The organism is Verminephrobacter aporrectodeae subsp. tuberculatae (assembly GCF_026127385.1).
Taxonomy (GTDB): Bacteria; Pseudomonadota; Gammaproteobacteria; order Burkholderiales; family Burkholderiaceae_C; genus Acidovorax; species Acidovorax aporrectodeae.
In genome coordinates this window covers 1,218,334-1,244,608 of sequence record NZ_QZCX01000001.1, presented here as the reverse complement: position 1 = coordinate 1,244,608, position 26,275 = coordinate 1,218,334, and the positions used below count along the sequence as shown (strand labels likewise).

At 62.9% G+C, this 26,275-nt stretch carries 25 protein-coding genes and 2 pseudogenes; 14 read left to right on the top strand and 13 right to left on the bottom strand.

What is annotated here, in order from left to right; all coding sequences use genetic code 11:
• Window positions 1-38: 38 nt before the first annotated feature.
• The 8 genes from eno to D5041_RS05325 all read left to right on the top strand — a co-directional run bounded on the left by eno (window position 39) and on the right by D5041_RS05325 (window position 7,730).
• Window positions 39-1,319, top strand: a complete 1,281-nt coding sequence (gene eno, locus D5041_RS05360) for a phosphopyruvate hydratase (protein ID WP_029554239.1) — start codon at window positions 39-41, stop codon at window positions 1,317-1,319.
• A gap of 140 nt (window positions 1,320-1,459) precedes the next feature.
• Entirely contained in the window at window positions 1,460-3,196 is a 1,737-nt protein-coding gene (gene pilB / locus D5041_RS05355; protein WP_010103501.1) for a type IV-A pilus assembly ATPase PilB, read from the top strand.
• A gap of 27 nt (window positions 3,197-3,223) precedes the next feature.
• Window positions 3,224-4,447 (top strand): type II secretion system F family protein, encoded by a 1,224-nt coding sequence (locus D5041_RS05350; protein ID WP_265258085.1) that lies wholly within the window; start codon window positions 3,224-3,226, stop codon window positions 4,445-4,447.
• The gene (locus D5041_RS05345; protein ID WP_265258086.1) at window positions 4,447-5,325 is read left to right on the top strand and encodes a prepilin peptidase; all 879 of its coding nucleotides are present in this window, start codon (window positions 4,447-4,449) and stop codon (window positions 5,323-5,325) included. Before D5041_RS05350 ends, D5041_RS05345 begins: the two co-directional genes overlap by 1 nt.
• 6 nt (window positions 5,326-5,331) lie before the next feature.
• Window positions 5,332-5,949, top strand: a complete 618-nt coding sequence (gene coaE, locus D5041_RS05340; protein WP_010103495.1) for a dephospho-CoA kinase — start codon at window positions 5,332-5,334, stop codon at window positions 5,947-5,949.
• An 83-nt stretch (window positions 5,950-6,032) separates the two neighbouring features.
• A complete protein-coding gene (zapD, locus tag D5041_RS05335) occupies window positions 6,033-6,788 on the top strand; it encodes a cell division protein ZapD (RefSeq protein WP_265282485.1) in 756 nt (251 codons plus the stop codon).
• A gap of 29 nt (window positions 6,789-6,817) precedes the next feature.
• Window positions 6,818-7,048, top strand: a complete 231-nt coding sequence (locus tag D5041_RS05330) for a DNA gyrase inhibitor YacG (RefSeq protein WP_010100293.1) — start codon at window positions 6,818-6,820, stop codon at window positions 7,046-7,048.
• Window positions 7,049-7,568: 520 nt separating this feature from the next.
• Window positions 7,569-7,730, top strand: coding sequence for an NmrA family NAD(P)-binding protein (locus tag D5041_RS05325; protein ID WP_265284036.1), 162 nt, complete (start codon window positions 7,569-7,571; stop codon window positions 7,728-7,730).
• Here D5041_RS05325 and D5041_RS05320 read toward each other — a convergent pair.
• Complete coding sequence (locus D5041_RS05320) at window positions 7,712-9,052, bottom strand: IS4 family transposase (protein ID WP_265258124.1); 1,341 nt, start codon at window positions 9,050-9,052, stop codon at window positions 7,712-7,714. The two genes, D5041_RS05325 and D5041_RS05320, sit on opposite strands and share 19 nt — an antisense overlap.
• A 72-nt stretch (window positions 9,053-9,124) precedes the next feature.
• Here D5041_RS05320 and D5041_RS05315 point away from each other — a divergent pair.
• Window positions 9,125-9,862, top strand: a pseudogene (locus D5041_RS05315) (NmrA family NAD(P)-binding protein); the annotation flags it as partial.
• Window positions 9,863-9,904: 42 nt separating this feature from the next.
• Here the strand turns inward: D5041_RS05315 and D5041_RS05310 are convergent.
• Together D5041_RS05310 and D5041_RS05305 are read right to left on the bottom strand one after the other, a co-directional pair.
• On the bottom strand, window positions 9,905-10,834 hold the full coding sequence (locus D5041_RS05310; protein WP_265284035.1) for a LysR family transcriptional regulator: 930 nt from the start codon (window positions 10,832-10,834) through the stop codon (window positions 9,905-9,907).
• Window positions 10,835-11,076: 242 nt separating this feature from the next.
• Window positions 11,077-12,339, bottom strand: a complete 1,263-nt coding sequence (locus D5041_RS05305) for an MFS transporter (RefSeq protein ID WP_265284034.1) — start codon at window positions 12,337-12,339, stop codon at window positions 11,077-11,079.
• Between the two features lie 38 nt (window positions 12,340-12,377).
• Between D5041_RS05305 and D5041_RS05300 the strand changes: the two genes are divergently transcribed.
• Both D5041_RS05300 and D5041_RS05295 read left to right on the top strand, forming a co-directional pair.
• A complete protein-coding gene (locus D5041_RS05300) occupies window positions 12,378-13,130 on the top strand; it encodes a dienelactone hydrolase family protein (RefSeq protein WP_265284033.1) in 753 nt (250 codons plus the stop codon).
• A gap of 88 nt (window positions 13,131-13,218) precedes the next feature.
• Entirely contained in the window at window positions 13,219-14,223 is a 1,005-nt protein-coding gene (locus tag D5041_RS05295) for an aldo/keto reductase (RefSeq protein ID WP_236610614.1), read from the top strand.
• 20 nt (window positions 14,224-14,243) lie between these two features.
• Here the strand turns inward: D5041_RS05295 and D5041_RS05290 are convergent, their stop codons facing one another.
• From D5041_RS05290 to D5041_RS05270, 5 genes are all read right to left on the bottom strand, one after another.
• Window positions 14,244-15,164: a LysR family transcriptional regulator gene (locus D5041_RS05290; RefSeq protein ID WP_265284032.1), complete on the bottom strand. Its 921-nt coding sequence runs from the start codon at window positions 15,162-15,164 to the stop codon at window positions 14,244-14,246.
• A 112-nt stretch (window positions 15,165-15,276) separates the two neighbouring features.
• A complete protein-coding gene (gene ptsP, locus D5041_RS05285; RefSeq protein ID WP_265282481.1) occupies window positions 15,277-17,031 on the bottom strand; it encodes a phosphoenolpyruvate--protein phosphotransferase in 1,755 nt (584 codons plus the stop codon).
• A gap of 48 nt (window positions 17,032-17,079) precedes the next feature.
• On the bottom strand, window positions 17,080-17,349 hold the full coding sequence (locus tag D5041_RS05280) for an HPr family phosphocarrier protein (protein WP_010100308.1): 270 nt from the start codon (window positions 17,347-17,349) through the stop codon (window positions 17,080-17,082).
• The gene (locus D5041_RS05275) at window positions 17,318-17,773 is read right to left on the bottom strand and encodes a PTS sugar transporter subunit IIA (protein WP_010100310.1); all 456 of its coding nucleotides are present in this window, start codon (window positions 17,771-17,773) and stop codon (window positions 17,318-17,320) included. The genes D5041_RS05280 and D5041_RS05275 overlap by 32 nt, the downstream gene beginning before the upstream one ends.
• Entirely contained in the window at window positions 17,770-19,008 is a 1,239-nt protein-coding gene (locus tag D5041_RS05270) for an MFS transporter (RefSeq protein WP_265284031.1), read from the bottom strand. The genes D5041_RS05275 and D5041_RS05270 overlap by 4 nt, the downstream gene beginning before the upstream one ends.
• Window positions 19,009-19,240: 232 nt before the next feature.
• Between D5041_RS05270 and D5041_RS05265 the strand changes: the two genes are divergently transcribed.
• From D5041_RS05265 to D5041_RS05255, 3 genes are all read left to right on the top strand, one after another.
• Window positions 19,241-19,744 (top strand): TlpA family protein disulfide reductase, encoded by a 504-nt coding sequence (locus D5041_RS05265; protein ID WP_029554030.1) that lies wholly within the window; start codon window positions 19,241-19,243, stop codon window positions 19,742-19,744.
• Window positions 19,745-19,842: 98 nt separating this feature from the next.
• Complete coding sequence (locus tag D5041_RS05260; protein WP_010100315.1) at window positions 19,843-20,919, top strand: XRE family transcriptional regulator; 1,077 nt, start codon at window positions 19,843-19,845, stop codon at window positions 20,917-20,919.
• The gene (locus D5041_RS05255; RefSeq protein ID WP_010100317.1) at window positions 20,903-21,418 is read left to right on the top strand and encodes a PIN domain-containing protein; all 516 of its coding nucleotides are present in this window, start codon (window positions 20,903-20,905) and stop codon (window positions 21,416-21,418) included. The genes D5041_RS05260 and D5041_RS05255 overlap by 17 nt, the downstream gene beginning before the upstream one ends.
• Window positions 21,419-21,497: 79 nt before the next feature.
• On the opposite strand, the pseudogene D5041_RS05250 reads toward D5041_RS05255, so the two are convergent.
• The 5 genes and pseudogenes from D5041_RS05250 to atpA form a co-directional block, all read right to left on the bottom strand.
• Window positions 21,498-21,811 (bottom strand): annotated as a pseudogene (locus D5041_RS05250) (F0F1 ATP synthase subunit epsilon); the annotation flags it as partial.
• Window positions 21,812-21,917: 106 nt separating this feature from the next.
• On the bottom strand, window positions 21,918-22,334 hold the full coding sequence (locus D5041_RS05245) for a F0F1 ATP synthase subunit epsilon (RefSeq protein ID WP_010100321.1): 417 nt from the start codon (window positions 22,332-22,334) through the stop codon (window positions 21,918-21,920).
• Window positions 22,335-22,379: 45 nt separating this feature from the next.
• Complete coding sequence (atpD, locus tag D5041_RS05240; protein WP_265258096.1) at window positions 22,380-23,792, bottom strand: F0F1 ATP synthase subunit beta; 1,413 nt, start codon at window positions 23,790-23,792, stop codon at window positions 22,380-22,382.
• A gap of 33 nt (window positions 23,793-23,825) precedes the next feature.
• On the bottom strand, window positions 23,826-24,692 hold the full coding sequence (gene atpG / locus D5041_RS05235; RefSeq protein WP_265258097.1) for a F0F1 ATP synthase subunit gamma: 867 nt from the start codon (window positions 24,690-24,692) through the stop codon (window positions 23,826-23,828).
• Between the two features lie 24 nt (window positions 24,693-24,716).
• Window positions 24,717-26,270 carry a F0F1 ATP synthase subunit alpha gene (gene atpA / locus D5041_RS05230; protein WP_010099711.1) on the bottom strand — a complete coding sequence of 518 codons (1,554 nt, stop codon included), beginning with the start codon at window positions 26,268-26,270 and terminating at the stop codon, window positions 24,717-24,719.
• Window positions 26,271-26,275: the final 5 nt, after the last annotated feature.

Here is a 26,275-nt window from a genome sequence, read left to right as displayed (position 1 = left end):
GCAACATGCGCAAGCAGAACGAACAAGGAGTGCACACCATGGGCAAGAGCATCATCCGGCAGGTCCGCGGGCGCCGCATCTGGGATTCGCGGGGCCGCCCGACGGTGGAGGCGACGGTCACCCTGGCGGACGGCAGCCTGGGGCGCGGTCTGGCGCCCGCCGGGGCCTCGCGCGGGTCGCGCGAGGCGGTGGACCTGCGCGATGGCGGCCAGAAGCTCGGCGGTTTCGACGTCAGCGCGGCGCTGGCGCATCTGAACGGCGAGATCGCGCAGGCCATGATCGGCATGGACGCGATGCAGCAGGCCGTGCTCGACGCCCGGCTCATCGCGCTCGACGGCACGCCGACCAAGGCGCGCCTGGGCGGCAACGCCACCATCGCCGTGAGCCTGGCCGCGATGCACGCGGCCGCGGCGTCGAACCGGCAGCCGCTGTGGGAATACGCGGCGCAAGGCAGGGCGCTGCGCATGCCCCTGCCGGAGATCCAGATTTTCGGCGGCGGCGCGCATGCGGGGCGGCGCGTGGACATCCAGGACTTCATGGTGATGCCCCTGGGCGCGCAGAGTTTTGACCAGGCGCTGGAGTGGTGCGCCGAGGTGTATCTGGCCGCCGGCAGCCTGATGAAGGCCGCCGGCAAACAGGCCGGGGTGGCGGACGAGGGCGGTTATTGGCCGCTGTTCGACGCCAACGAGCAAGCGCTGGAAATGCTCACCCGCGCCATCGGGGTGGCCGGCCTTGCGCATGCCCAGATGGCCATCTCGCTGGACATCGCGGCCAGCGAATTGCGCAGTGGCGGACGCTACCGGCTCGGCCTGGAAAACCGCGTGCTCGACACCACCGAAATGATCGACATGCTGGGCCAATGGATCGATGCCTACCCCATCGTCTCGATCGAAGACCCATTGGCCGAGGACGACGAGGCCGGCCTGATCGAATGCACCCGCCGCTTTGGCCAGCGGGTGCAGATCATCGGCGACGATTATCTGGTGACCAGCGCGCCGCGCGTGCGCCAGGCAGCCGCCCTGGGGGCGTGCAACTGCGCCCTGATCAAGCCCAACCAGGCCGGTACGGTGACGGAAACCCGCGCCGCGCTGGACGCCGCGCAGGCGGCGGGCTGGAGCACCGTCGTCTCGGCGCGCTCCGGGGAGACCGAGGACACCAGCATCGTCCATCTGGCGGTCGGCTGGAACGCCGGCCAACTCAAGGTGGGCTCTTTTGCGCGTTCCGAGCGCATGGCGAAATGGAACGAGGGCCTGCGCATCGAGGATGCGACCCGGGCGCCGTTTGCCGGGCGTTGTTTCGGTCCGAGCCCGACACCATAAGCCGGCCGCGCGTCCCGCATTGCCCCCCCGTTCTGTGGTGCAATTGCCAATAGTTTCCAATATCGACCCTGTACAGCCAGCGCCCGATCGGTGATGATAGTGGGCGCTTTCTCTTCCACACCTGACACATTATCGGTTGCATGGCTGCTGTTGATACTCCCTCCAAAGAAGCCTCTGCAGTGGCCCTTCCCGGCTTGGGCAGGGCCCTGATGTCCGTTGGCAAGCTGACGCAAAAGCAGGCCGAAGACATTTACAAAAAATCACAAACCAGCCGCACGAGTTTTATTGCCGAATTAACCGGCTCCGGAACGGTATCCTCCGCCGATTTGGCGCATACGGTTTCCAGCGTTTTTGGCGCCCCCCTGCTCGACCTGAACGCGATCGACCCACTGCGCCTGCCCAAGGACCTGCTCGACAGAAAGATCTGCCAGGCGTACCGTGTCATCGTCCTGCGCAAACGCAATAATCGCCTGATTATTGCCACCGCCGATCCGACGGATCAGGAGGCCGCAGAAAAAATCAATTTTGCGACCCAGACGGGCGTTGACTGGATCGTTGCAGAGTACGACAAGCTGTGTCGCCTGGTCGAAGAAACCAGCAAATCGGCCAGCGAATCCATGGAGGATATCGTCAGTTCAGGCGGTGACTTCGAATTCGACGATTTGAAGATCGAGGATGCGCCAGACGAGGCGGAGACGGGCCTCACCGAGGTCGAAGATGCGCCCATCGTCAAGTTTCTTCACAAAATGCTCCTCGACGCTTTCAACATGCGCGCGTCCGATTTGCATTTCGAGCCGTATGAACACCAATACCGCGTGCGCTTCCGCATCGATGGCGAGTTGCGTGAGATCGCCTCGCCACCCGTGGCGATCCGGGACAAGCTGGCGTCGCGCATCAAGGTCATTTCGCGCCTGGACATATCGGAGAAACGGATTCCGCAGGACGGGCGCATGAAGCTGAAAGTGGGCCCGAACCGCGTAATCGACTTCCGGGTCAGCACCCTGCCCACCCTGTTTGGCGAGAAGATCGTCATCCGTATCCTGGACCCGAGCAGTGCCAAACTCGGCATCGATGCGCTGGGCTATGATCCCGCAGAGAAGGGGAAACTCCTGCAGGCCATTGGCCGCCCCTACGGAATGATCTTGGTGACGGGCCCTACCGGTTCCGGGAAAACCGTGTCCCTGTACACCTGCCTGAATCTTCTGAACAAGCCGGGCGTGAACATTGCCACGGCAGAGGACCCGGCTGAAATCAACCTCCCCGGCGTGAACCAGGTGAACGTCAACGACAAGGCCGGTCTGACCTTTGCCGTCGCCCTGAAATCCTTTCTGCGCCAGGATCCCGACATCATCATGGTCGGTGAAATCCGGGATTTGGAGACTGCCGACATCTCGATCAAGGCGGCACAAACCGGGCATTTGGTACTCTCCACCCTGCATACGAATGACGCGCCAACGACCCTGACCCGGATGCGCAACATGGGAATTGCGCCCTTCAATATTGCGTCCAGCGTCATCTTGATCACGGCGCAGCGCTTGGCGCGAAGATTGTGCCCGGCCTGCAAGACCCCTGCGGACATCCCCTACGAAGCCTTGCTGAGTGCCGGCTATGCAGAGGAGGATGTCGATGGATCCTGGGTTACTTATAGCCCCGTCGGTTGTTCTGCCTGCAACAATGGCTACAAGGGCCGGGTCGGAATTTATCAGGTCATGCCCATATCGGAGGACATCCAACGCATCATTCTTCGGGACGGAAGTGCCTTGGAGATCGCAGCGCAGGCACGCGTCGAGGGCGTGCGCTCACTGCGGGAGTCAGGGCTGCACAAAGTCAAACTCGGCCTGACTTCTCTCGAGGAAGTCCTGGCGGTCACCAATTAACGCATAACATCGACTGGTGAGGGCAAAATGGCTACCGCAGTATCCTCCAAAAAAAACATCAAGGATTTTGTCTTCGAATGGGAGGGCAAGGACCGCAACGGGAAAATCGTCAAGGGCGAGTTGCGCGCCATTGGCGAAAATCAGATCCAGGCGAGTCTGCGCCGCCAGGGAATCATTCCCGCGAAGATCAAAAAACGCGCCATGCGCGCCGGCAAAAAGATCAAGAAAAAAGACATCGCACTCTTCACCCGGCAGCTGGCGACGATGATGAAGGCCGGGGTTCCACTGCTTCAGGCTTTCGACATCACGGGCAGAGGAAACGCCAACCCCAGCGTAACCAAGCTGCTCGACGACATCCGGTCCGACATCGAGACCGGTACGGCGCTCAGCGATGCCTTCAGAAAATATCCCCTGTATTTTGACACCCTCTACTGCAACCTGGTTGAAGCAGGGGAAGCAGCGGGTATTTTGGAAACTTTGCTGGATCGACTGGCCGTATACATGGAGAAAGTCGAGGGGATGAAGTCAAAAATCAAATCTGCGCTGATGTACCCCATTTCCGTCGTCATCGTGGCCTTCGCGGTGGTGGTGATCATCATGATTTTCGTGATTCCTGCGTTCAAACAGGTTTTCACCTCTTTCGGCGCCGACCTTCCGGCCCCGACCCTGATTGTGATGGGCATCAGTGATGCTTTCGTCAAATGGTGGTTTCTGGTCTTGGGTGCCCCGATCGGGGGATTTTTCTTTCTCAGGCAACTATGGCGACGCAGTGAGGAGTTTCAAAGATTCATGGATCGCTTCATGCTGCACGTCCCGATTTTCGGGAAGCTCATAGACAAATCGTGCATTGCGCGCTGGACGCGGACGCTGTCGACCATGTTTGCCGCAGGTGTCCCCCTGGTTGAAGCCCTGGACTCCGTGGGAGGGGCGGCAGGTAACTCCGTCTACTCCATCGCGACCGAAAAAATCCAGCAGGCAGTCTCCACCGGAACCAGCCTGACCGCGGCCATGGGGAGCGCGAACCTCTTTCCAAGCATGGTGCTCCAGATGTGCGCCATTGGCGAGGAATCCGGCTCCATCGACCATATGCTCGGAAAGGTGGCCGACTTCTACGAGGCCGAGGTGGACGACATGGTCGCGGGCCTGTCGAGCCTGATGGAGCCCATCATCATCGTTTTTCTCGGTGGACTCATCGGCGGCATCGTCATCTCGATGTACCTGCCGATCTTCAAACTGGGTCAGATCGTGTGATGGCGCTGGATGCCTGGTGGGGCCCGGTCCTCGGGGGGGTGCTCGGTTTGCTTTTTGGCAGTTTCTTGAACGTGGTGATCTACCGTCTGCCAAAGATGATGGAACGGCAATGGGCCGCGGAGCGCGCGGCGTTGGCATGGGACACCCCGAATCACGGGGAAGCCCCCCCCGCCGCTGCGCAGGAGGTTTTCAACCTGATGACCCCGCGCTCGCGCTGCCCTTCCTGTGGGCACGCGGTGCGCTGGTACGAGAACGTCCCGATACTGAGCTACCTGTTTTTGCGCGGCCGGTGCTCGGCCTGCAAGACGCGCATCAGCATTCGCTACCCGCTGGTCGAAGCGGTGACCGGCGCGGTTTTCTTCTTTTGCCTCCAGCGCTGGGGCATTTCGGCCGCAGGAGTGGCCTGGTGCGGCTTCTGCGCGGCGCTTATCGCCCTGACGTGTATTGACTGGGACACGACCCTTCTGCCCGACGACATCACCCTGCCCCTGCTCTGGGCCGGGCTGCTGGCGTCTGCCATGCAGTGGATCGCGGTGCCGTTGTACGCGTCGGTGGTCGGCGCGGCGGCGGGGTATTTGTCGCTGTGGCTCGTCTACTGGGGCTTCAAGTGCGCCACGGGCAAGGAAGGCATGGGGTACGGCGACTTCAAGCTGTTCGCCGCCCTGGGTGCCTGGTTCGGCTGGCAGGCGCTGGTGCCGATCATTTTGCTGTCTTCGGTCATCGGTGCGGTCATTGGCATTGTGCTGAAACTGCTCAGCGCGCTGCGCGAGGGCGGCTATATTCCTTTCGGGCCGTTTCTCGCGGGCGCCGGGTTCACTGCGCTGGTTTTCGGACCGCAGGCCATCCTGGACGCGGTGCTGCAGTTCGTGGGGCTTTGAGCGGCCATGGCGCTTCGTCCGCGACCCCTGCGCCTGGGTTTGACCGGCGGCATCGGCAGCGGCAAGAGCACGGTCGGGGGCATGCTCGCGGCGCTGGGCGCGGCGCTGATCGACGCGGACCAGCTTGCCCGGGAAGTCACCGGACCGCAGGGCGCCGCCATGCAGGCCATCCGCGCCACCTTTGGCGCCGAGTACGTGGACGCCAACGGCGCACTCGATCGCGCGCGCATGCGCCGCCTGGTGTTTTCCCTTCCGCAGGAGCGTGCCCGGCTCGAGGGCATCGTGCACCCGCTGGTCATGTCGCACAGCGATTTGCTGGCACGGCAGGCCGCAGACCAGGGCGCGGCATTGATCGTGTTCGACATTCCCCTGCTCGCGGAATCGGGCCGCTGGGCCCGCCGCCTGGACGCGGTGCTGGTGGTGGACTGCTGCGCCGAGACGCAGATCGCGCGGGTGCTGCGCCGCAGCGGTCTGGCACGGGACGTGGTGCAGGCCATCATCGCGGCGCAGGCCAGCCGCAGCGCGCGCAGGGCTGTGGCCGACGTCGTGATTGCCAACGACGCCGACGGCACGCAGGCGCTGCAGGCCCAGGTGCGCCAAATGGCCACATTGTTCGGGCTATGATGCGGGTGTAACCACTGCCCAAGCTTGGCAGGTAGCACCGCCAGCGCCAGAATACGCCCCGAGTTCCCAGGAAACCCGCCAGCGTGATCCTCTACGAATACCCCTTCAACGAACGCCTCAGAACCTATTTGCGGCTCGAGCAGTTGTTTCGCCGGTTGGGGGAACTGGTTCCCCGTGAGCATGCGCTCGACCACCATTTTGCAATCGCCACGATCTTCGAGATCATGGACGTGGCCGCGCGCGTCGACCTGAAGTCGGACGTTCTCAAGGACCTTGAAAAGCACCGGCACCAGTTCGACAGTTACCGCGGCAACCCGTCGATTTCGGAGGAGGCGCTGGACGCGGTGATTGCCCAACTCCAGCACTGCTTCGCGGCGCTCAATGCCCAGACCGGAAAAGCCGGCCATGCGCTCACGGAAAACGACTGGCTGATGAGCATTCGCAGCCGCATCGGCATCCCGGGTGGCACCTGCGAGTTTGATCTGCCGGCCTACTACGCGTGGCAGCACCAGGCGCCTGCCATGCGCCGGCAGGCGATCGAGGAATGGGCGTCCACGTTGGCGCCACTGGCCGAATCCATCTACGTGCTGCTCAAACTGCTGCGTGATTCCGGCATTCCCCAGAAAGTCGCCGCAGAAAACGGCCAGTTTCAGCAGAACCTGTTACAGGGCCGCGCGTTCCAACTGCTGCGCCTGCGCATCGACCCGACCCTGAACCTGATCCCGGAAATCAGCGGCAACCGCATGATCGTCTCGGTACGGCTCATGCGCCAGCAGGGCGACGGGCGCCTGCACGCCTGCAGCGAGGACGCGGCCTTTGAACTGACCCTGTGCGCCTGAGAACCACCAGCACAAACAGGACGACGAAGATGGCCCAGCGCACCCGCACCCCACATACCGCCACGCCGCCGGCACGCACCGTCACCTGCCCCGGTTGCGGCGCCGACAGCGTCTACAGCGCCGCCAACGCCTACCGCCCCTTTTGCAGCGCGCGCTGCAAGCAGGTCGATCTGGGGGCTTGGGCGAGCGAGGACTTTCGCGTTCCGGCCGAGGCGCCCCCCGCCGACGCGCCGCATGGCGATCCCCGCCTGCAGCACTGAACTGGCGCCCACACTTCGCCGACAGCCACGTTCGCTGCCGGCAGCACCGTTCGCCCGAAGTCGTCCGCGAGGGCAAGCACGCTGACCCAGATGGCGCCGGCGATCCCCGCACGGGATCGACATTTTTTGTCATACCCACGGTGTGTCACGGCCGTGGCGGCTGTCTTTGCAAATCAGCGGACCGGTCCACGGGCAATAGCTATTCGGAATTGCAGAAATTTCCACGTGCGCCAGCGGCGTCGCCAAAATCCGGAAAACAAGCACATGGCGAACTATGCCATGCGCGCATAGTCATTATTGCAAAATCAAGACTTCCTCAGAACCACGGAGCCTCCATACAATCGGCCATCAGCGATACATAACCGAACGAGTGATTCCATTATTCGTACTGAATTTCTTGGCAGAAAATGCTTTTGCTCGAATGGGAACCCGCTGACACTCGCCCTTTTCCCTCGCTCCCCATGGTTTGCGCTTGCATGGAGGGGCTGTTTTTTTATACAAGCGAAAAGGAAATCTGCACATGTCCCAATATCTGATCACCGGAGCGACCGGAAACGTTGGCTCCGAAGTGCTGAGGCAGTTGTGCGCCACCGGTCACAAGCCGCTGGCGATGACGCGCGACGCCAAGTCCGCCGGGGCGAAGCTACCGGCAGGCGCATTTCGTTATACACAAGTCTCCTGAACCTGAAGCTCGCGACAGAACCTGATGCCAGCGGCAAAGTCAAGAATGCGTTGCATTCCCAACCAGATGGTCTTGACTCCGGGCTCACCATCGCACTTTCGCGCAAGAAAGCCCCCCAGTCTGGCAATCAGCCGCACCACCTCGTTGAGCGTGGGCGGTTCCTTGGGCAACTCTTGCTTGTTCAGGATGTACGCCGCTTTCCATTCGTCGGGCTCGAACATCAGCTGCGCATCCAGTTGCGGGCAGCTACGCCCCAGCCGCATCAGCCGGGCAATGCGCCACGCCACCACCATGTACAGCACCACCGCGCGTTCTATCTTGCTGACACTGCCCAACTGCAAGGCTTCGATCCGGCAACCGTTCTTGAGCACATGGAAGAACATTTCGATCTCCCAGCGCGCCCGGTACCAGTCGATCATCCGGGCGGCCTGCTCCAGGGTCTCCACGGGCAAGTTCGTCAGCAATCTCCATTCGATGGGCTTTTCGCCATTCGCCAGCGCCTCTTCCCGGGCAACGATGCATGTGGCCTGCACAAACCCGCCGTGGCCATCGGGCAACTTCAGCGCTTGCGCCCACACTTGCTGTACCACTTCACGAGGGCGCGACCCCTGGCGCGAGGCAAGTGTGAAACGAATCTCTCCCTGCGACTCGCCCGCCGTCACCCGGTTCCACTGTTTGTCGTCTTCTTCTTCGAGAACCCGGTTGTGTTTGCTGCGCAGCAACCAGTCCACTGGATTGCCCAAGTCACGTGCTCGCACCATCAGGGCCATGATGTCAGCCTCGCGGTCGGCCACGTAGACCAGTCGTGTATTGGGCAACTGCGGGGCCATCTCGGCCAGTCGTTCGTAGCCCTCGATCCAGCGCAGGCTTTCGCTGACGCCAGGACGGCTACCATCGCTGTGGCGCGGCTGTCGTGCCCACATCCACGCATCGAGCACACCCAGCGGCTCGCGCGAGGTGGAGATGGCGTACGTGGGGTGCAGGTACATGCCGCGCTGGGCCTCGTAGCTCAGTGGCCCCAACCCCTTGGCCTCTTGCCCATTGAAGTTCAATTCGGTGGTGTCCTGGATGCACAAAACATGCTCGTGCGCCGCCATGCGGGCCACCGAGTTTTCGATGTGCGGCGCCAGGATGTCTTCCCACTGAACCGCCTCATTGCCAAAGAAGCGGTAGGCCCCGATGGTGTCGGCCCAATCGCCGCAGGCTTGGGGAATGCTGGCTGTGGGCTTGGCACTCAAGCTCTCGATCAGGCGGATCGCACGCTCTTTGCGCCTGGGGTCCCCCAGGTTCATGCTCTTGAATTCCGTGACTGTCCAGTTCATTGTATGCTTTCGCTATGAAATGAGTAGCATAGCTCATGCGAGGGGGCTTGTGTATAACGAGATGCGGCAGGCGTCACACCGGTCGAGGCCGACTACAACGACCCGACGAGCCTTGACGCGGCAATGCGCGCTGTGGACGCCGTGGTGCTGATCTCGCCCGCCCATCGCGACATGGTGCAGCACCAGAGGGCCGTCCTTGACGCCAGCAAACGCGCGGGAATCCGCGACGTCGTGAAACTCTCGGGCCTGGGCGCCGATCTCCAGGCCGCGATCCGTTTGCCGCAACACCACGCGCAAATCGAGGCCCATGCGAACACGCTCGGCATTCGGCTCACCCCCGTTCGCCCCAATCTGTTCATGCAGGTTCTGCTGGGCAACGCCGCATCCATCGTTGCGCAAGGCAAAATTTATGCGCCGGCGGCCGATGGAAAAATATCGTTTACCGATGTCGGTGACATCGCCGCGGTCATCGTTGCGATTCTGGCCGACGACACGCTCAAGGGCCGTGCCCACGATATTTCCGGACCACAGGCCCTGAGCTACGCCGACGCGGCCACAAAGATCGGCGATGCAGTCGGCTACCCCGTCATGCATGTCGATGTGCCGGAGGATACTGCGCGCCAGGCAATGCGCGACGCCGGGATGGATCACTGGCTGGTCGAGGCGTTCCTCGAACTCTTCCAGATTTATCGTGCGGGCTACGGCGCGGGCATCTTCAGCGCGAATATCGAAAACATCCTCAAGCGCCCGGCGACGAGCTTCGACGCGTTCGCGCAGACCTGCAAGCAGGCGTTCGTTCGCGCCGCCTGAGACCGCTGCGCCAAGGTTCGTCCCGGTTTGGCATCTTTCCAGCTATTCCCCGTCAGCCTGTGGATCGAGCAAGGATCCCAACAATGTCTCCTTGAACCACCGCTGAGCAGGGGTCAACCGGCGCCGTTTATGTGCAGCCAGATGAAAAGCGTGCTGCACGGACTCGAAGGGTAAGTCCCAATGCGTCAGTCCAAAATGAGAATCAGCATACTGGATGAATCGACGGGGAACCGTTGCAAGCAGACCGGTGCCGGGAAGATTTGCAATCATTGGAGAGAATGCATTGAAGACGGCCCTGACTTGGCGCACCCGATTTTGCCGCACCAACATGTCGTCCACCCATCCCCGAGCCATCCCCGAAAACGAACAAAGCGCATGCGGATGTTTGATATAAATATCGATTGGCATCGTCCCCCGCGGATGCCTTATGATCTCAGGGTCACCAATGACCACATAGGTTTCGAAAAAAAGAAAATCAGAAACCACCTCGGAATGCTCAATCAGCCCGGAGGTGATCGCAAACTCGACCTCCCCGGATTCAATGGCCCTGAATGCTTCCTCAAAACCAACCGGGCGAAAAATAACGGATACGTTTGCTGCCTTTTGGTGGATATGCGCAAAGAGTGGCGGGAAGATCGCATGGATTGCGTAATCAGTCAACCCGAGTGTGAAGGTTGCAGTCGAGCTTGACGAATCGAATGCATGCATGCGCTCCAATGCCTTTCTGGCGTGGGCAAGTGAAGAATCAACATCGCTGAACAGGGCATGTGCGACTGCCGTTGGCAGCATCGTATTATTGCGCCATTCAAACAGTCGATCGTTGAAAGACACCCTGAGCTTTTTCAACGATCTTGAGACGACAGGTTGAGAAATATCCAGAATTTCTGCTGTTTTTGTAGTGCTTTTCGTTTGATATAAAATCTGGAAGACTCTGAGAAGGTTCAGATCAAGAGATGCAAACAGGTCTGCCATATGCACTTTCTGGAGTTTGAAAATGGGCCATATTGTAGGGCACTTGCCCGTTACCGCCCTGCCCATTGGGTCGGAGCCAGTCGGCTTCGCAGTGGCTGCGGGCTGACGCCATCAGGGCATTGCGGTGCTGATCATCGATAAAGCCAGCGACTCCACAGGCGCATGCCTGCGTTGTCGCTGCGCGTAAACGTCAGTGCACCATGCGACCAGGATTCATGCAATAACACCGTGTATTTCATACCTCAGCGTATCGCTGCCTTTGGCGCCGTGCTGCGAATCCATGCCAGCCCAAGCCCCGCAGCACACATGGCCGCCCCAATCAGGGGAAGTTGCATATAGCTCGCCCCCTTGTCCAGCGCCATGGCCCCCAGCCAGGCACCCAGACCATTCCCGAGATTGAATGCCGCAATGTTGAAGGCCGAAGCCAGCACCGGCGCATCCCCGGCGTGCGACATCACCTGTATCTGCAAGGGCGGGATGGTCGAGAACAGCGCCATTCCGAAAAAGAAGACCGCGGCAATCATCCATACCGGATACTGCATGAGCAAAGACACTGACAGCAGCACCACGATCAGAAAGGCAAGGCTGTACTGGACCGCACGGTGGATGTTCCAATCCGCCAACCGCCCACCCAGCGGGTTTCCAAGGAACATGCCAAAGCCAAAGAGCAGCAAAAGCGGCGCCACCCACCCGGAGGAAAGGCCTGTGACGTCGGTCAGCATCGGAGCGATAAAGGTGAAGGTCGTGAAAGTACCGCCGAAACCAAGCGTCGTCGTCATGAGTGCGCGGATCATCTCGGGTCGCGCAAGAACGGAGAATTCAGTCTTCAGATTGGCGATCTTCTGCGAGCTTACGCGCGGCAGGAAGAGGATCAACATCAGGACTGCCACCCCCGCAACCCCGGCAAGAATCAGGAAACTCGTTCGCCAACCCAGTTCCTGCCCGATGGCAGTCCCCGCAGGCGAGCCGATCATATTGGCAATGGTCGAACCAAGGAAGACCGCAGCAATCGCGCGTGCGGCCTTGCCTGGCGCGACCAACTGCGTGGCAACCACCGCACCAAGCCCAAAGAAAGTAGCCTGCGCGAGTGCGGTAATGATCCGGGCCGTGATCATCCATTCATAGCTTGGAGCAAGAGCGCAAGCCAAGTTGCCCAGCGTAAAAACACCCATCAACGCAACCAGAACCGCCTTGCGCGGTGCCTGCACGAGAAACGGCGTCAGCAACGGCGCACCGAGCACGACGCCAAAGGCATACCCGCTGATCAGATATCCGGCGGCCGGAATCGACACCCCCAGATCGGCAGCCACCTCAGGGAGCAGGCCCATGATGACGAATTCACTCGTGTTGATGACGAAAATCCCCAATGCGAGGATGAGAATGGAAAAAGGCATCTGGCACTTCCTTTCAAAAACCAAATGCTCGCAGAAAACAGCCGCATCGGCATCAAAAATTCTTGCAAGTCGCGTTTCATTTTTGGGTGTTGAGTCGCAGCCCTGTGGCATGAGATGATGGGATCAGTCAATCAATTGGGGAAACGATCGTGGGCTCAGACATCATTCTTTTGTCTCCTGAAGCAATGCCCACGCCTCGTAAACTCCGCTTTTCCGACGATCAAGCGGAGTATGCGGGGTTATTTCTGAACTACGACAGAGCACACACGGTTCTGGTATTGCCCGACTGGCGTGGCCATCGAACCGACTATGCCATGCGCCGAGGTGTCGAATTGGGGCGGAAAATCGGCGCCAATGTGGTCGTGAGCGATTTGTTCACAACGAGCTACCGCCCCACCGATTACGCCGGGGATGCCGAACATTGGGTCGCGGCAGCCTTGGCCAATCCACGGGCATTGCGACAGTGCTTGACCGGCTATGTGCAGGCGCTGACGGCACATATCGGAATCGCGCCATCCTCGGTGATTGTCGTCGGTTACTGTCTGGGCGGCGCGCTTGCCTTCGAAATGGGGCGGTCCGACCTTGGACTTCGTGCGGTGGTCTGCATCCATGGCATCCCCGCTTCCACCGCCCCGATACAGACACTGCGCTACAAGACCCGCTTCTTGGCCATTCATGGTGCATCGGATCCAATTATCGAGTTAGAGCATCTGACACGCTTCCAGACCGAAATGACCCGGGCAAAAGTGGATTGGACCAGCCTCGCGCTCGGCCACGTACGCCACGGTTTTACTGACGAAGAAACTGACCCGCACGGTCACTCCCAGCGGTATGACCAGACGGCATCTCGGCGCACACTCGGCATGCTGGCGGCCTTTCTGAGCCTGGAGCTTTCGCCGTGATGTCCGATCCCCGCATTCTGCCGGTTGGACGCCGCTGATTTTTTGACAGCACGACGCAATCCGCGCTTGCCACCCTGGATGTATCCACATGGAATATATGAAACTGCGATCTATCGGAAAAAGCGGGCTTCACTCGTCGTGCATCGGTCTTGGCTGCATGGGCATGTCAGAATTCTATGGCAGTTTCGACGATGCAGAAAATCTTGCCACCCTTGAGCGGGCAATGGATTTGGGTGTGCGGATGCTCGACACCGCCGACCTCTATGGGAACGGGCACAACGAGGAGCTTTTGGGGCGCTTTCTTCAACAGACCCGGCACCGTCCGTTGATTGCGAGCAAATGTGGCATCGTGCGAACCGATGAAATCCTGTCGGACGGCAACTTCCGACGCGACCGCAATGGCCATCCGGATTATATTCGGGCCAGTTGCGACGCCAGCCTGAAACGCCTGAACATCGAGCAGATCGACCTTTATTACCTGCACCGCGTCGATCCCAAAATACCCATTGAGGACAGCATGGGTGCGCTGTCGGACTTGAAGGCCGCCGGGAAGATTCGCGCGATCGGCTTGTCGGAACCGACGCGCGAGGAACTTCAGCGTGCGGCGGCGGTCGTGCCGGTTGCGGCAGTGCAATCGGAATATTCGATCTGGACGCGCTCGATCGAGGCCGACGTGCTGCCCGAGATCCGCAAGATCGGCGCTGCGCTGATCTGCTATTCGCCGCTGGGTCGAGGGCTTCTGCGCCACCGGGGCCAGCTGCCCGTGCTGGAAAACGATGATTTTCGCCGCACGCTGCCGCGCTTTGCCACAGCCCACTTCGATGCGAATGGGTGGCTGTTCGACATACTCGAAACCGTTGCCACGGAGGCCAGCATGACCGTGCCGCAACTCATGCTGTGCTGGCTCTTGGCGCAAGGTGAGGACATCGTGCCCATTCCCGGTGCGCGCAAGATGGCACATCTTGAACAAAACGTGGCAGCCAGCACGCTGCGGCTTACCCGGCAGCAGTTGGATCATCTCTCCCATGCCTTCAGCGAAACGGCTGTTGCCGGGCAACGCTATAGCGAGGGCGTAGCCATCAAAGCCACCTGAGGTCCGCACCGGTTATCCGCTCAATCGCTGGCGTACTGGCTGAGTGCCTTGCTTTCCCTGTCCACGGCTTCCCGCACGAAATCACGAAACTCCAGCACATGGCGATAGCCTGCCAGCCGCTCTGCCATGACGAGCCATAGCGGCATGTCGCCAACCATGCCAGGTGCCATGACCGCCCTCACGCCCGGCAGGTGGCGTCCCACCATGTCGGGCAGGATTCCTGCACCGATGCCGTTGCGGATGCCCTCAACCAATCCTGAAAACTCGGTGATGGCAATCTCTGAACGGTGCGCGCCCAGTACCTCGCGCAGTTTCTGTTGCGGCATGCTGACGCCGGTTCCTGGCGACCAGTTAATCGCCCGCAGCCCTGTTGCCGATAGCGTAGACCAGTCTCTCGCCATCTGAAACCCGTCGGGGAACAAGGCCTCGGCGCCATAGACGTTGAAACTCGCCGTACCGATGCGCTGGCGAATCACCGTGCCACGTTCCGGCTCGACGAACCGCAAGGCCATGTCTGCCTGCCCTGCACCGATATCGAGCAGACGGATCGATGTGTTGATGTCCAGCATCACGCTCGGCCAGCGTGCGATATAGGCGTGGATATTGGGAAAAATCAGCGCCGTTGCCAGAGCGGGCGTCGTCGAGAATCGCAGTTCAATATTCTGTGTGTTGTACATGCGATCGACGAGCTTCGGGGCATTCATCAATAGCCGTTCAGCGTCCTGCCATATTTTGACGAGTTCCTGCGCGCTTTCCGTGAGTTCGAACCCATGCGAAAAACGATGAAGCAGTGGAAACCCCAGCGTTTTCTGCAAGGCATTGATTCGTCGGCTGACAGTCGGTGCGCTGATTCTGAGCGCATCCGCAGCATTTGCAATCGATCCGTTTCGGAGATAGGTCAGGAATATACGGATATCGTCCCAACAAGGGTCTTTGCTCATACGTCGTTCTTATAGGGACGCATTGCCCGCCCGCGGTCCGTGCGCATCGCATGAGGGGGTGTTTTCGGGGAGATTCATCTTCGCGGGTATTCAGGGCGGGGAAGACTTCCGTCTACGACGCCAGCGCCGCCGCAGGCGCATTGCCGTCGAGCATCTGCCCTACCCACGCGGCGAGCTTGCGCGTGTCGGTGCGCAGCACCTCTTGCTTGACGGCCAGGATCTGCGCGGGGTGCATGGAGAAGCTGCGCAGGCCCAGGCCCAGCAGCAGGCGCGTCATGCCCACGTCGCCCGCGGTTTCACCGCACATGCAGACGCTTTTTCCCAGCGCCTGGCCGGCGGCGATCACGTCCGCGACCAGGCGCAGCACCGCCGGGTGCAGGGGATCGTAGAGATGCGCCACGGCTTCGTCGGAGCGGTCGATGGCGAGCGTGTACTGGATCAGGTCGTTGGTGCCGATCGACAGGAAGTCGAAGTACTTGAGAAAGCTGCGCACCATGATGGCCGCTGCGGGCACCTCGATCATGGCGCCCAGTTGCACCGGGCCATGCGGCACGCTGCGCGCATCGAGTTCCGCGCGGGCCAAATCGACCTGCGCCAGCGTCTGCTCGATTTCGTGCGTGTGCGCCAGCATCGGGAACAGCAGGTTCACCTTGCCATGCGCCGCGGCGCGCAGCACGGCGCGCAGCTGGGTGCGAAACATGGCGGGGTCGGCCAGGCTCCAGCGGATCGCACGCAGGCCCAGCGCCGGGTTCAGGTGGCCGTCCTTGTGGCCCTTGTCCAGCGGCTTGTCGGCGCCCACGTCAACGGTGCGGATGGTCACGGGCAGGCCCTGCATGCCGGCGATGGCCTCGCAGTAGGCGCGGTACTGCTCGTCCTCGTCCGGCAGCTTGCCGCTGCGGCCCATGAACAGGAATTCGCTGCGAAACAGCCCCACGCCCACGGCGCCGGCGCGCACGGCGGCGGCGGAATCGCCGGGTTGTTCGATGTTCGCGAGCAGTTCGATGCGCTGGCCGTCGATGGTGATCGCCGGGGTGTGCAGCAGCCGCGCCAGGCGCTCGCGCTCGAGTTCGACTTGGCGCTGGCGAAAGCCGTACTCGGCGAAGATGATCGACGACGGGTCCACGCTGACCACGCCCGTGTCCCCGTCGATGATGACCCAGTCGTCCTGGCGCACCAGCTGGCTCGCGGCGCGCGCGCCCACCACGGCCGGGATTCCCATGCTGCGCGCGACGATGGCGGTGTGCGATGTCTTGCCGCCGACGTCGGTCACGAAGCCCGCGAAAACGCTTTGCTTGAAGTGCAGCATGTCGGCCGGTGAGAGGTCATGCGCGACCAGCACCAGCGGAACGTCCTGCGTATCGCCGAGCAGCAGCTCTTGCTGCGTCTTGCGGCGCGGGCTGCTCGCGGACGGCGTCACCGGGTCCGCGACCCCCTTCATGTGGCGCAGGATGCGCTCGACCACCTGCTCCAGGTCGGCCTTGCGCTCGCGCAGGTACTCGTCCTCCATTTCGTCGAACTGGCGCGCGACGACTTCCAACTGCGTGGTCAGCGCCCATTCGGCGTTGTACAGGCGCTCGGTGATCCAGTGCTTGACGCCGCCCGTGAGGGCCTCGTCCTGCAACAGCATCAGGTGCACGTCGAGCAGCGCGGTGAGTTCGTGCGGCGCGTCTGCGGGCATCTCGACCTGCAGGCGCTGGAGTTCCTCGACCACGGCGTTGCGGCCCTTGCGCACCCGCTCAATCTCGGCCTCGACCTGTTCGGGCTGAATGAAGTAATGCGCCACGTCCACGTGGCTGGACGCGACCAGCACGGCACGGCCGATGGCGATGCCGCCGGCGACTGCGAGGCCGTGGATGGAGAAGGTCATGGGCCACCCCCCGGGGCCGGGGACGAAGCGACCGTGCGGCTCCTCATGTCACTCCCCTTCGCCGAACTTGTCGGCGATCAAGGCCAGAAGCGCGTCCATGGCCTCCTGCTCGCGTTCGCCGTGGGTTTCGATCTGGACCTGGCTCCCCATGCCGGCGGCCAGCATCATCACGCCCATGATGCTTTTGGCGTTGATGCGGCGCTCGCCGCGGCTCATGAAGACCTCGCAGGGAAAGCTGCCGGCCAGCTTGGTGAGCTTGGCCGAAGCGCGGGCGTGCAGGCCCAGTCTATTGCTGATGGTCGTGCGTTTCTTGATCATGTCGGCGCCGGCGGCGGTTCTGGTTCTGTGGTGTGGCGCTGGCCACCTGCATGACCCCTTGCGTTCCGCCCACGACGGCGCGGGCGACGACCGAGTCAAGGGGCTCGCAGCGGTAGCTCACGGCGCGCAGCAGCATGGGCAGGTTGACCCCGGTGACGAGGCGCGAACGCACACCGCCTACCAAGCGCTGCGCGATGTTGCAGGGTGTGGCGCCAAACAGGTCGGACAGCACCAGGGTGCGGTCCACGCCCAGTTGGCCGAGCAGAATGCGCGCCTGCGCCAGCGACTCTTCGGGCGGCTGATTCGGCTGCACGTCCAGTGCGGCCACGCTGCTGCCGCAGTCCGGGAACACGTGCAGGACGCACTCGCGCAGCGCGTGGGCCAGCGGGGCGTGGGCAATGATGAGGATGCTGGTGGTGCTCATGGCGCGGGGCTTGGCAGCGCATTATCGCGTCGGCCCCGAAGCTGGAACCACGCATACGCCATGGCGCTGCACGACAGGTACAGCGCCATGGCCGCCTGAAACGAGGACACGGTCGACAAGCCGAGCGCGGCAAACGCGTCCACCGCGAGGCCGATGCCCCATTGCACGACGAACACGCCCGAAAAAATGACCAGGTTGTAGGCCGACAACGCGCGCCCCGCGAGCGCCGGCGGGAAGGCCATCGCCACGGCGGGCTGCGAGAGCGAGACGCAGGTGCACGAGATGCAAAACAGCGCCCACGCGCCGCTCCCGGCCTGCGGCCCGGCGCCGATGATTCCCAGCAGCACCAGCAGGCAAAGCGGCAGGCCGGCCGCCATCAGCTGGTCAACCCCCACCTTGCGCAGCAGCCAGGGGCTGAGCATGCCCCAGGCCCAGAACACGCCGAGCATGGAGACATTGATCCAGAACAGGCCAGCCGCGGACTCCAGGGGCGTGTAGCCCGCCACGCGCTGCATCCAGGGCCCGGCCCACAGCGTCTGCATGGCCAGCATGCCGCCGTAGAAAAAAAACCCCAGAGGCGCCAGGCGCCGGAAGTACGGGTGGCGCCACACCATGGCGTAGCCTCCGGGCACAGCGCCGTCGGCCCGGGGACCGCTGGCACCCGCCCAGCCCGGAACCCAGAGCGCAATCACCGCCATGGACAGCGCAATCAGCAGCGCCAACCCCCAGAACAGGGGACGCCATCCCGTCAGCGGCAAGATCCATTGCACGGGCAGCGTGGACGCCACCATGCCCAGCGAGCCCGTCATCAGCATCCAGGCATTCGCACGCATCTGCGCCGAGGCCTGGAACCAGCGGCGATAGCCGGTGAGCGGCGCCATCAGGCAGGCGCTGACGCCCACGCCGCACAGCACGCGCCCGGCGAGCAGGCCGGAAAACCCCGTGGCCACCGAGAACCAGAGGCTGCCCGCAACGGCCACGCCGAGCAGGCCCAGCGACACCTTTTTCGGGCCGTGGCGGTCGAGCCAACTGCCCAGCGGCAACTGCATCGCTGCAAAGCCCAGAAAGTACCCGCCCGCGAGCAGACCCAGGTCGCGGGCCTGCAGCGCAAACTCCTGCGCCAGGGAAGGCGCCAGGGTGGCGGTGACGGCGCGCACCAGGGCGGACAGGAAGTACGCGAGGGCAAACGCCAGAAAGACGACGACGGCGCCGCGCCGTGGCAGCGTGTGGGTCATGGCGGCGCCAGGTTGGCAGGGAACGGGACGGCGGCAGCGCAGCGCGCTCCGGGCAGCGGGCGCGCCGGGGGGGTCGGTATCCAGTTCATCGGTCGATTATCGGCAGTGCGGCAGGCAGGCGGGCACTTCCCCGGCACCCTGGCGACACCTGCGCCGGGGGGGGTGGCAAGCGGCGTCCGGCACAATGTCGACCCGGGTCTGGGTCCCCGGTTTCTGGATGGGCGGTGCAGTCATGGCAATCAGGCGTTGGATGGCAGGTGTGGTGGTCGCGGCGTTTGCCGCCGCGGGCGCGTGGGTGTATCTGGACGCGGGCCGCCGTGCAGCGCCCGCATCGACCTTTGTGCTGCTCGATGGCTCCAGCCAATCCAGCGCCGATCTGCGCGGCAAGGTGTTGCTGGTGAATTTCTGGGCCACGAGCTGCGCCACCTGCGTCGCCGAAATGCCCGAGATCGTGGCGCTGTACGAGAAATACCGGCACCAGGGTTTCGACACCCTGGCCGTGGCCATGCACTACGACCCGCCCAGCTACGTGGTGAACTTTGCCCAAACCCGCAAGCTGCCCTTCAAGGTGGCCATCGACAACACCGGCCAGCTCGCCCGGGACTGGGGCGATGTACGCATCACGCCCTCGACCTTTCTGGTGGACAAGCGCGGCGAGATCGTCAAGACCTTTGTCGGCGCCCCCGATTTCCCTGCGTTGCAGCAGCTTGTCGAAAAGCTGCTGGCACAGACCTGATCGGACGGGGGGATAGCGGACGGGGGGATAGTCCGGATGCGCTCGCCTGTGGTTTGAATTAAGATGCAGAACTTACTCAAACCAACCATGGAGGCGTCATGATCGGGACCCGCATTCGGCAAGCCCGTCTGGCCGCAGGACTGAGCTTGGACGCCTTGGTAGAGAAGGGCGGCGGCGCGTATACGGAGCTCCAAGAGTACGAGAAGGCGAGCATGATCCCGCATTCCTCGCAGCTCCTCAAGCTGGCGCGGGCCTGTGGAGTCCGCATCGAATACTTCATGCGGACCCACGCGGTGGAACTGCTGGAGCCGGAATTTCGGCGCCGGGCCGCATTCCGCAAGGATGCCCGGGAGGTGCTGAAGATGAAAGTGGTCGGGGCGGTCGAGCAGCGCGTCGAACTGCTTGGCTTCTTTCCCGAAGCACCCATCGCGCGCTTCAAGGCGCCGCAGGAACTGCCCCAGCAGATCGACGATCTGGACGAACTGGAGGCTTTCGCAGACCGGGTGCGGCAGACCTGGGAGCTGGGCCTCGGTCCGATCGACGACTTGGCGGACACTCTGGAGACCCTGGGCCTGCTGGTGATCGTCGTTGACGAAGCCGATCCCGGGTTCTCCGGTCTGACGGCGACCGCCTGCGTGGCCGATGGACGAACGTACCCCGTCGTCGCGGTTTCGTCCCGATGGCCAGGCGACTGGCAACGCTTCACGCTCGTGCACGGACTCGGTCAGCTGCTGCTTGCGCACATCGTCACCCCGGGTGCCCGCAAGGAGAAGGCATGCGATCGTTTTGCGGGGGCGTTCCTGGCGCCAAAGGCCGCCGTCGTGCGGAGTCTGGGCCCGGTTCGGCGTGGGGTTGAATGGCAAGAGCTCCTCGCCCTGAAGCATGCATTTGGCCTGAGCATGGCCGGCTGGCTGCAACGGGCCAGGCAATGTGGCGTCACCACCGAGGCCGTCCATTCTGCGTTGTCGCAGGACTTTTTCTCGAACGGATGGCGCCAGAGCGAGCCCGGCGAGCCGGTTCCCCGTGAGCATTCGCGGTTGTTTGGGCAGTTGGTCTATCGGGCCTTGGGCGAGGGCTACGTTTCCGAGTCCAAGGCCGCCGAACTGCTCGGCATCCCGAGGATGCTCTTGCACAAGAAACGTCAATTGGAGGCATTGGATGCTGCTCATCAGTGATGCCAACGTCCTGATCGACATGGAGGTCGGCGGACTCATGAAGTGGCTCTTCCGGCTCCCGATGCAGTTCGCGTTGCCCGACATTCTCTACTGGGAAGAGATCGTTCCGGGGACGCTGGAGCTGAAAGACCCGGGACTGCGCATCCTGGAGGTCACGGGCGAGTCCATTCAGTACGCGTCTGCGCTGCGGGGCAGGTACGCAAACGCACCCGGTCTGAACGACTGCCTTGCCTTGGCGCTTGCCAAGCAAGAGGGTTGCCCGCTGCTGACTGGCGATCCGGATTTGAAAGCCGTTGCCCAGGCCGAGCGTGTGCCGGTCAAGGGCAGCGACTGGCTGCTCCTGACAATGGTTGAAAACGAGCTGCTCAACGTGGACGAAGCCTTTGCCGCGCTCGCATCGATGAAGCAGGGCATGCGCCGGCTGCCTTGGGCTGACACCGAGCGCGTCCTGAGTGGTTTGCGCCAGAGTGCAGGGAAACCCCGCACGGCGGCGGACTGAGTCGCGGGCCCATCGATCCCATTGATCGTGCACGCGGCGGGAGCCAGTGGGCCGATGCGCCGCACAGCCCCCCGCCCGATCACTTCTTTTGCCGGAACTTGCGCAGCGCCGCAATCTGCGCGGCCATTACGGCCAACTCGGACTGCGCCTTGGCCAGATCGAGCTCGCTCTTGGCGTTCTTGAGCGCCTCCTCGGCGGCGGCCTTGGCTGCGTTCGCCTCTTCCTCTTTTTCTCGTCCAGATCCTTGCCGCGTATGGCGGTGTCGGAGAGCACCGTGAGGCAGTGCGGCTGGACCTCCAGGATGCCGCCGGCGACAAAGACAAACTCTTCGCCGCCGTCGGGCATTTCGATGCGCACCGAACCCGGCTTGATGCGCGTGATCAGCGGAGGATGGATACGGAAGAAGTAGCAGCCTTCATCCGCTGTTCAAACCTACGGCGTATTGCTATCGGTTACCTTGTACGTGAAAGCCATGTAATACAGCCCACGGCGCGCACCATCACTTCTTTTGCCGAAACTTGCGCAGCGCCGCAATCTGCGCGGCCATTACGGCCAACTCGGACTGCGCCTTGGCCAGATCGAGCTCGCTCTTGGCGTTCTTGAGCGCCTCCTCGGCGGCGGCCTTGGCCGCGTTGGCCTTTTCCTCGTCCAGATCCTTGCCGCGTATGGCGGTGTCGGAGAGCACCGTGACGCAGTGCGGCTGGACCTCCAGGATGCCGCCGGCGACAAAGACGAACTCTTCGCCGCCGTCGGGCATTTCGATGCGCACCGAACCCGGCTTGATGCGCGTGATCAGCGGGGTGTGGCGCGGATAGATGCCCAGTTCGCCGACTTCGCCGGGAAGCGCGACGAAGCGCGCCTCCCCGGTGAAGATGGACTCTTCGGCGCTGACCACGTCAACGTGGATGGTGTTCATCATGGCTCCTGGGATAAGCGGGGGCGCGGGGGCTGCCGGTCCCGGTCAGGACAGCTTCTTGGCCTTTTCAAAGACTTCGTCGATTCCGCCGACCATGTAGAACGCCTGCTCCGGCAGGTGGTCGCACTCGCCGTTGACGATCATCTTGAAGCCGCGGATGGTTTCGGCCAACGCAACGTATTTGCCGGGCGACCCGGTAAACACTTCGGCCACGTGGAAGGGCTGCGACAGGAAGCGCTGGATCTTGCGCGCGCGCGCCACGGCCAGCTTGTCTTCGGGGGCCAGTTCGTCCATTCCCAGAATGGCGATGATGTCGCGCAGTTCCTTGTAGCGTTGCAGCGTGCCCTGCACGGCGCGCGCCGTGGTGTAGTGGTCTTCGCCGACGACGTTCGGGTCGAGCTGGCGGCTGGTCGAGTCCAGCGGATCGACCGCGGGGTAGATGCCCAGCGAGGCGATGTCGCGCGAGAGCACCACGGTCGAGTCCAGATGGGCGAAGGTCGTTGCCGGCGAGGGGTCGGTCAAGTCGTCCGCGGGGACGTAGACGGCCTGTATGGAAGTGATCGACCCCACCTTGGTCGAGGTGATGCGCTCCTGCAGACGGCCCATTTCCTCGGCCAGCGTCGGCTGGTAGCCCACGGCGGAAGGCATGCGGCCGAGCAACGCGGACACCTCGGTGCCGGCCAGCGTGTAGCGGTAGATGTTGTCCACGAAGAACAGCACGTCGCGGCCTTCGTCGCGGAAGGACTCGGCGATCGTCAGACCGGTCAGCGCCACGCGCAGGCGGTTGCCCGGGGGCTCGTTCATCTGGCCGTAGACCATGGCCACTTTGGACTCTTCGAGGTTTTCCAGATTCACCACGCCGGAGTCGGCCATCTCATGGTAGAAGTCGTTGCCTTCGCGGGTGCGCTCGCCGACGCCGGCGAACACCGACAGGCCCGAGTGGGCCTTGGCGATGTTGTTGATGAGCTCCATCATGTTCACGGTCTTGCCCACGCCGGCGCCGCCGAACAGCCCCACCTTGCCGCCCTTGGCGAACGGGCAAACCAGGTCGATCACCTTGATTCCGGTTTCCAGCAGTTCCTGCGAGGGCGACAGCTCGTCGTATGCCGGGGCCTTGCGGTGGATGGCCGCCGTCAGGTCCTGGCTCACCGGGCCGCGTTCGTCGATGGGCGCGCCGAGCACGTCCATGATGCGGCCCAGCGTGGCCTTGCCCACGGGGACGGTGATGGGGCTGCCGGTGTTGCGCACCATGATGCCGCGGCGCAGGCCGTCGGACGAGCCCAGCGCAATCGTGCGCACCACGCCGTCGCCGAGCTGCTGCTGCACTTCCAGCGTCAGCGTCGATGCGTCGAGCTTCAGGGCGTCGTAGATCCTGGGCATCTGGTCGCGGGGGAACTCGACGTCGACCACGGCGCCGATACATTGAACAATCTTGCCTTGCACTTGCACTTGAGCCATTTTTTGCTCCAATAAAGATGTTTCTCGCGCCGCTTACACGGCGGCGGCGCCGGCGACGATTTCCGAAAGTTCCTTCGTGATCGCTGCCTGGCGTGTTTTGTTGTAGACCAGTTTCAACTCGGCGATGACGCTGCCGGCGTTGTCCGTGGCGGCCTTCATGGCCACCATGCGCGCCGACTGCTCGGACGCCATGTTTTCCGCGACCGCTTGGTAGATCAGCGATTCCACATAGCGCACCAGCAGTTCGTCGATCACGCTTTGCGCGTCGGGCTCGTAGAGGTAGTCCCAGTCAGGTCCGGTCCTTGCGCTCTGCATCTGCTCGGAGGACAGGGGGAGCAGCCGCTCGATCACCGACTCCTGCTTCATGGTGTTGATGAACCGGGTGTAGCCCAGGTAGAGCGCGCTGATCCGGCCTTGCGCGTAAGCGTCGAGCAGCGGCTTGACCGGGCCGATCAGCCGGTCCAGATGCGGCGTGTCGCCCAGCCCCGTGAGCTGCGCGACCACTCTTGCGCCCACCCGGTTGAGAAAACCCAGGCCCTTGTTGCCGATCGCCACGGTTTCGGTGGACAGGCCCGCGTTCTGGAATTCACGCAGCCGGGTCGTGACGGCGCGCAGCACGTTGGTGTTCATGCCGCCGCACAGGCCCTTGTCGGTGGTGATGACGATGACGCCGACGGTCTTGGCAGCGTTCAGCTTCATGAACGGATGCAGGTACTCCGGGTTGGCCTTGCCGAGGTTCGCGGCAATGTTGCGGATCTTCTCGCTGTAAGGGCGGGCGGCGCGCATCCGGTCCTGCGCTTTGCGCATTTTGGACGCGGCGACCATTTCCATGGCTTTGGTGATCTTCTTGGTGTTTTCCACCGATTTGATCTTGCCGCGTATTTCCTTGCCTGCTGCCATGAGGTCTCCCCGTGCAGTGGGTGTTCAAGCGAACGACTTCTTGAACGCGCCGATGGCGGCGCCCAAGTCGGCTTGCGCGTCCTTGTCCATGGCCTTGGTCTGCTCGAGCCTGTCGAGCAGCGCGGCGTGGCTGGTCTTGAGGAACTGGTGCAGGCCATGTTCGAAGTCGAGCACCTTCTTCACCTCGACGTCGTCCAGAAAGCCCTGGTTCACGGCGAACAGCGAGGCGGCCATGAGCGCGATCGGCAACGGGCTGTACTGCGCCTGCTTGAGCAGTTCGGTCACGCGCGCACCGCGGTCGAGCTGCCGGCGCGTGGCCGCGTCCAGGTCGGACGCGAACTGCGCGAACGCAGCCAGTTCGCGGTACTGCGCGAGGTCGGTGCGGATGCCGCCGGACAGGCCCTTCACGAGCTTCGTCTGCGCCGCACCGCCCACGCGCGAGACCGAGATGCCGGCGTTGATCGCGGGGCGGATGCCGGCGTTGAACAGGCTGGTTTCGAGGAAGATCTGGCCGTCGGTGATCGAGATCACGTTCGTCGGAACGAAGGCGGACACGTCACCGGCCTGCGTTTCGATGATGGGCAGCGCGGTCAGCGATCCGGTGCGGCCCTTGACCGCGCCCTTGGTAAAGGCTTCGACGTAGTCGGCGTTCACGCGCGCCGCGCGTTCGAGCAGGCGGCTGTGCAGATAGAACACGTCGCCGGGGTAGGCTTCGCGCCCGGGCGGGCGGCGCAGCAGCAGCGAGACCTGGCGGTAGGCCACGGCCTGTTTGGACAGGTCGTCGTAGACGATGAGCGCGTCCTCGCCGCGGTCGCGGAAATACTCGCCCATGGTGCAGCCCGAGTACGCGGACACGTACTGCATGGCGGCCGATTCGGAGGCCGACGCGGCGACCACGATGGTGTATTCCATGGCGCCGACCTGCTCGAGCGAGCGCACGACGTTCTTGATCGACGAAGCCTTCTGACCGATGGCCACGTAGATGCAGGTCACGCCCTGGCCTTTCTGCGCGATGATGGTGTCGATGGCCACTGCCGTCTTGCCCGTCTGGCGGTCGCCGATGATCAGCTCGCGCTGGCCGCGGCCAATGGGAACCATCGAGTCGATCGACTTCAGCCCGGTCTGCAGCGGCTGGTCCACCGACTTGCGCGCAATCACGCCCGGGGCGACCTTTTCGATCACGTCGCTGAGCCGGGCGTTGATCGGGCCCTTGCCGTCGATCGGCTGGCCCAGGGCATTCACCACGCGGCCGACGAGTTCGGGGCCCACGGGCACTTCCAGGATGCGGCCCGTGCATTTCACGGTGTCGCCTTCGCCGATGTGCTCGTACCCGCCCAGAATCACGGCGCCGACGGAGTCGCGTTCGAGGTTCAGCGCCAGGCCGTAGGAGGCCGTGCCGTCCTGGTCCGCGGGGAACTCGAGCATTTCGCCCTGCATCACGTCCGACAGGCCATGCACGCGCACGATGCCGTCGGACACGGACACCACCGTGCCCTGGTTGCGGATATCGCTGCTGGCTGCCAGCCCCTCGATGCGGCTCTTGATGAGTTCGGAAATTTCTGCGGGATTGAGTTGCATGGCTC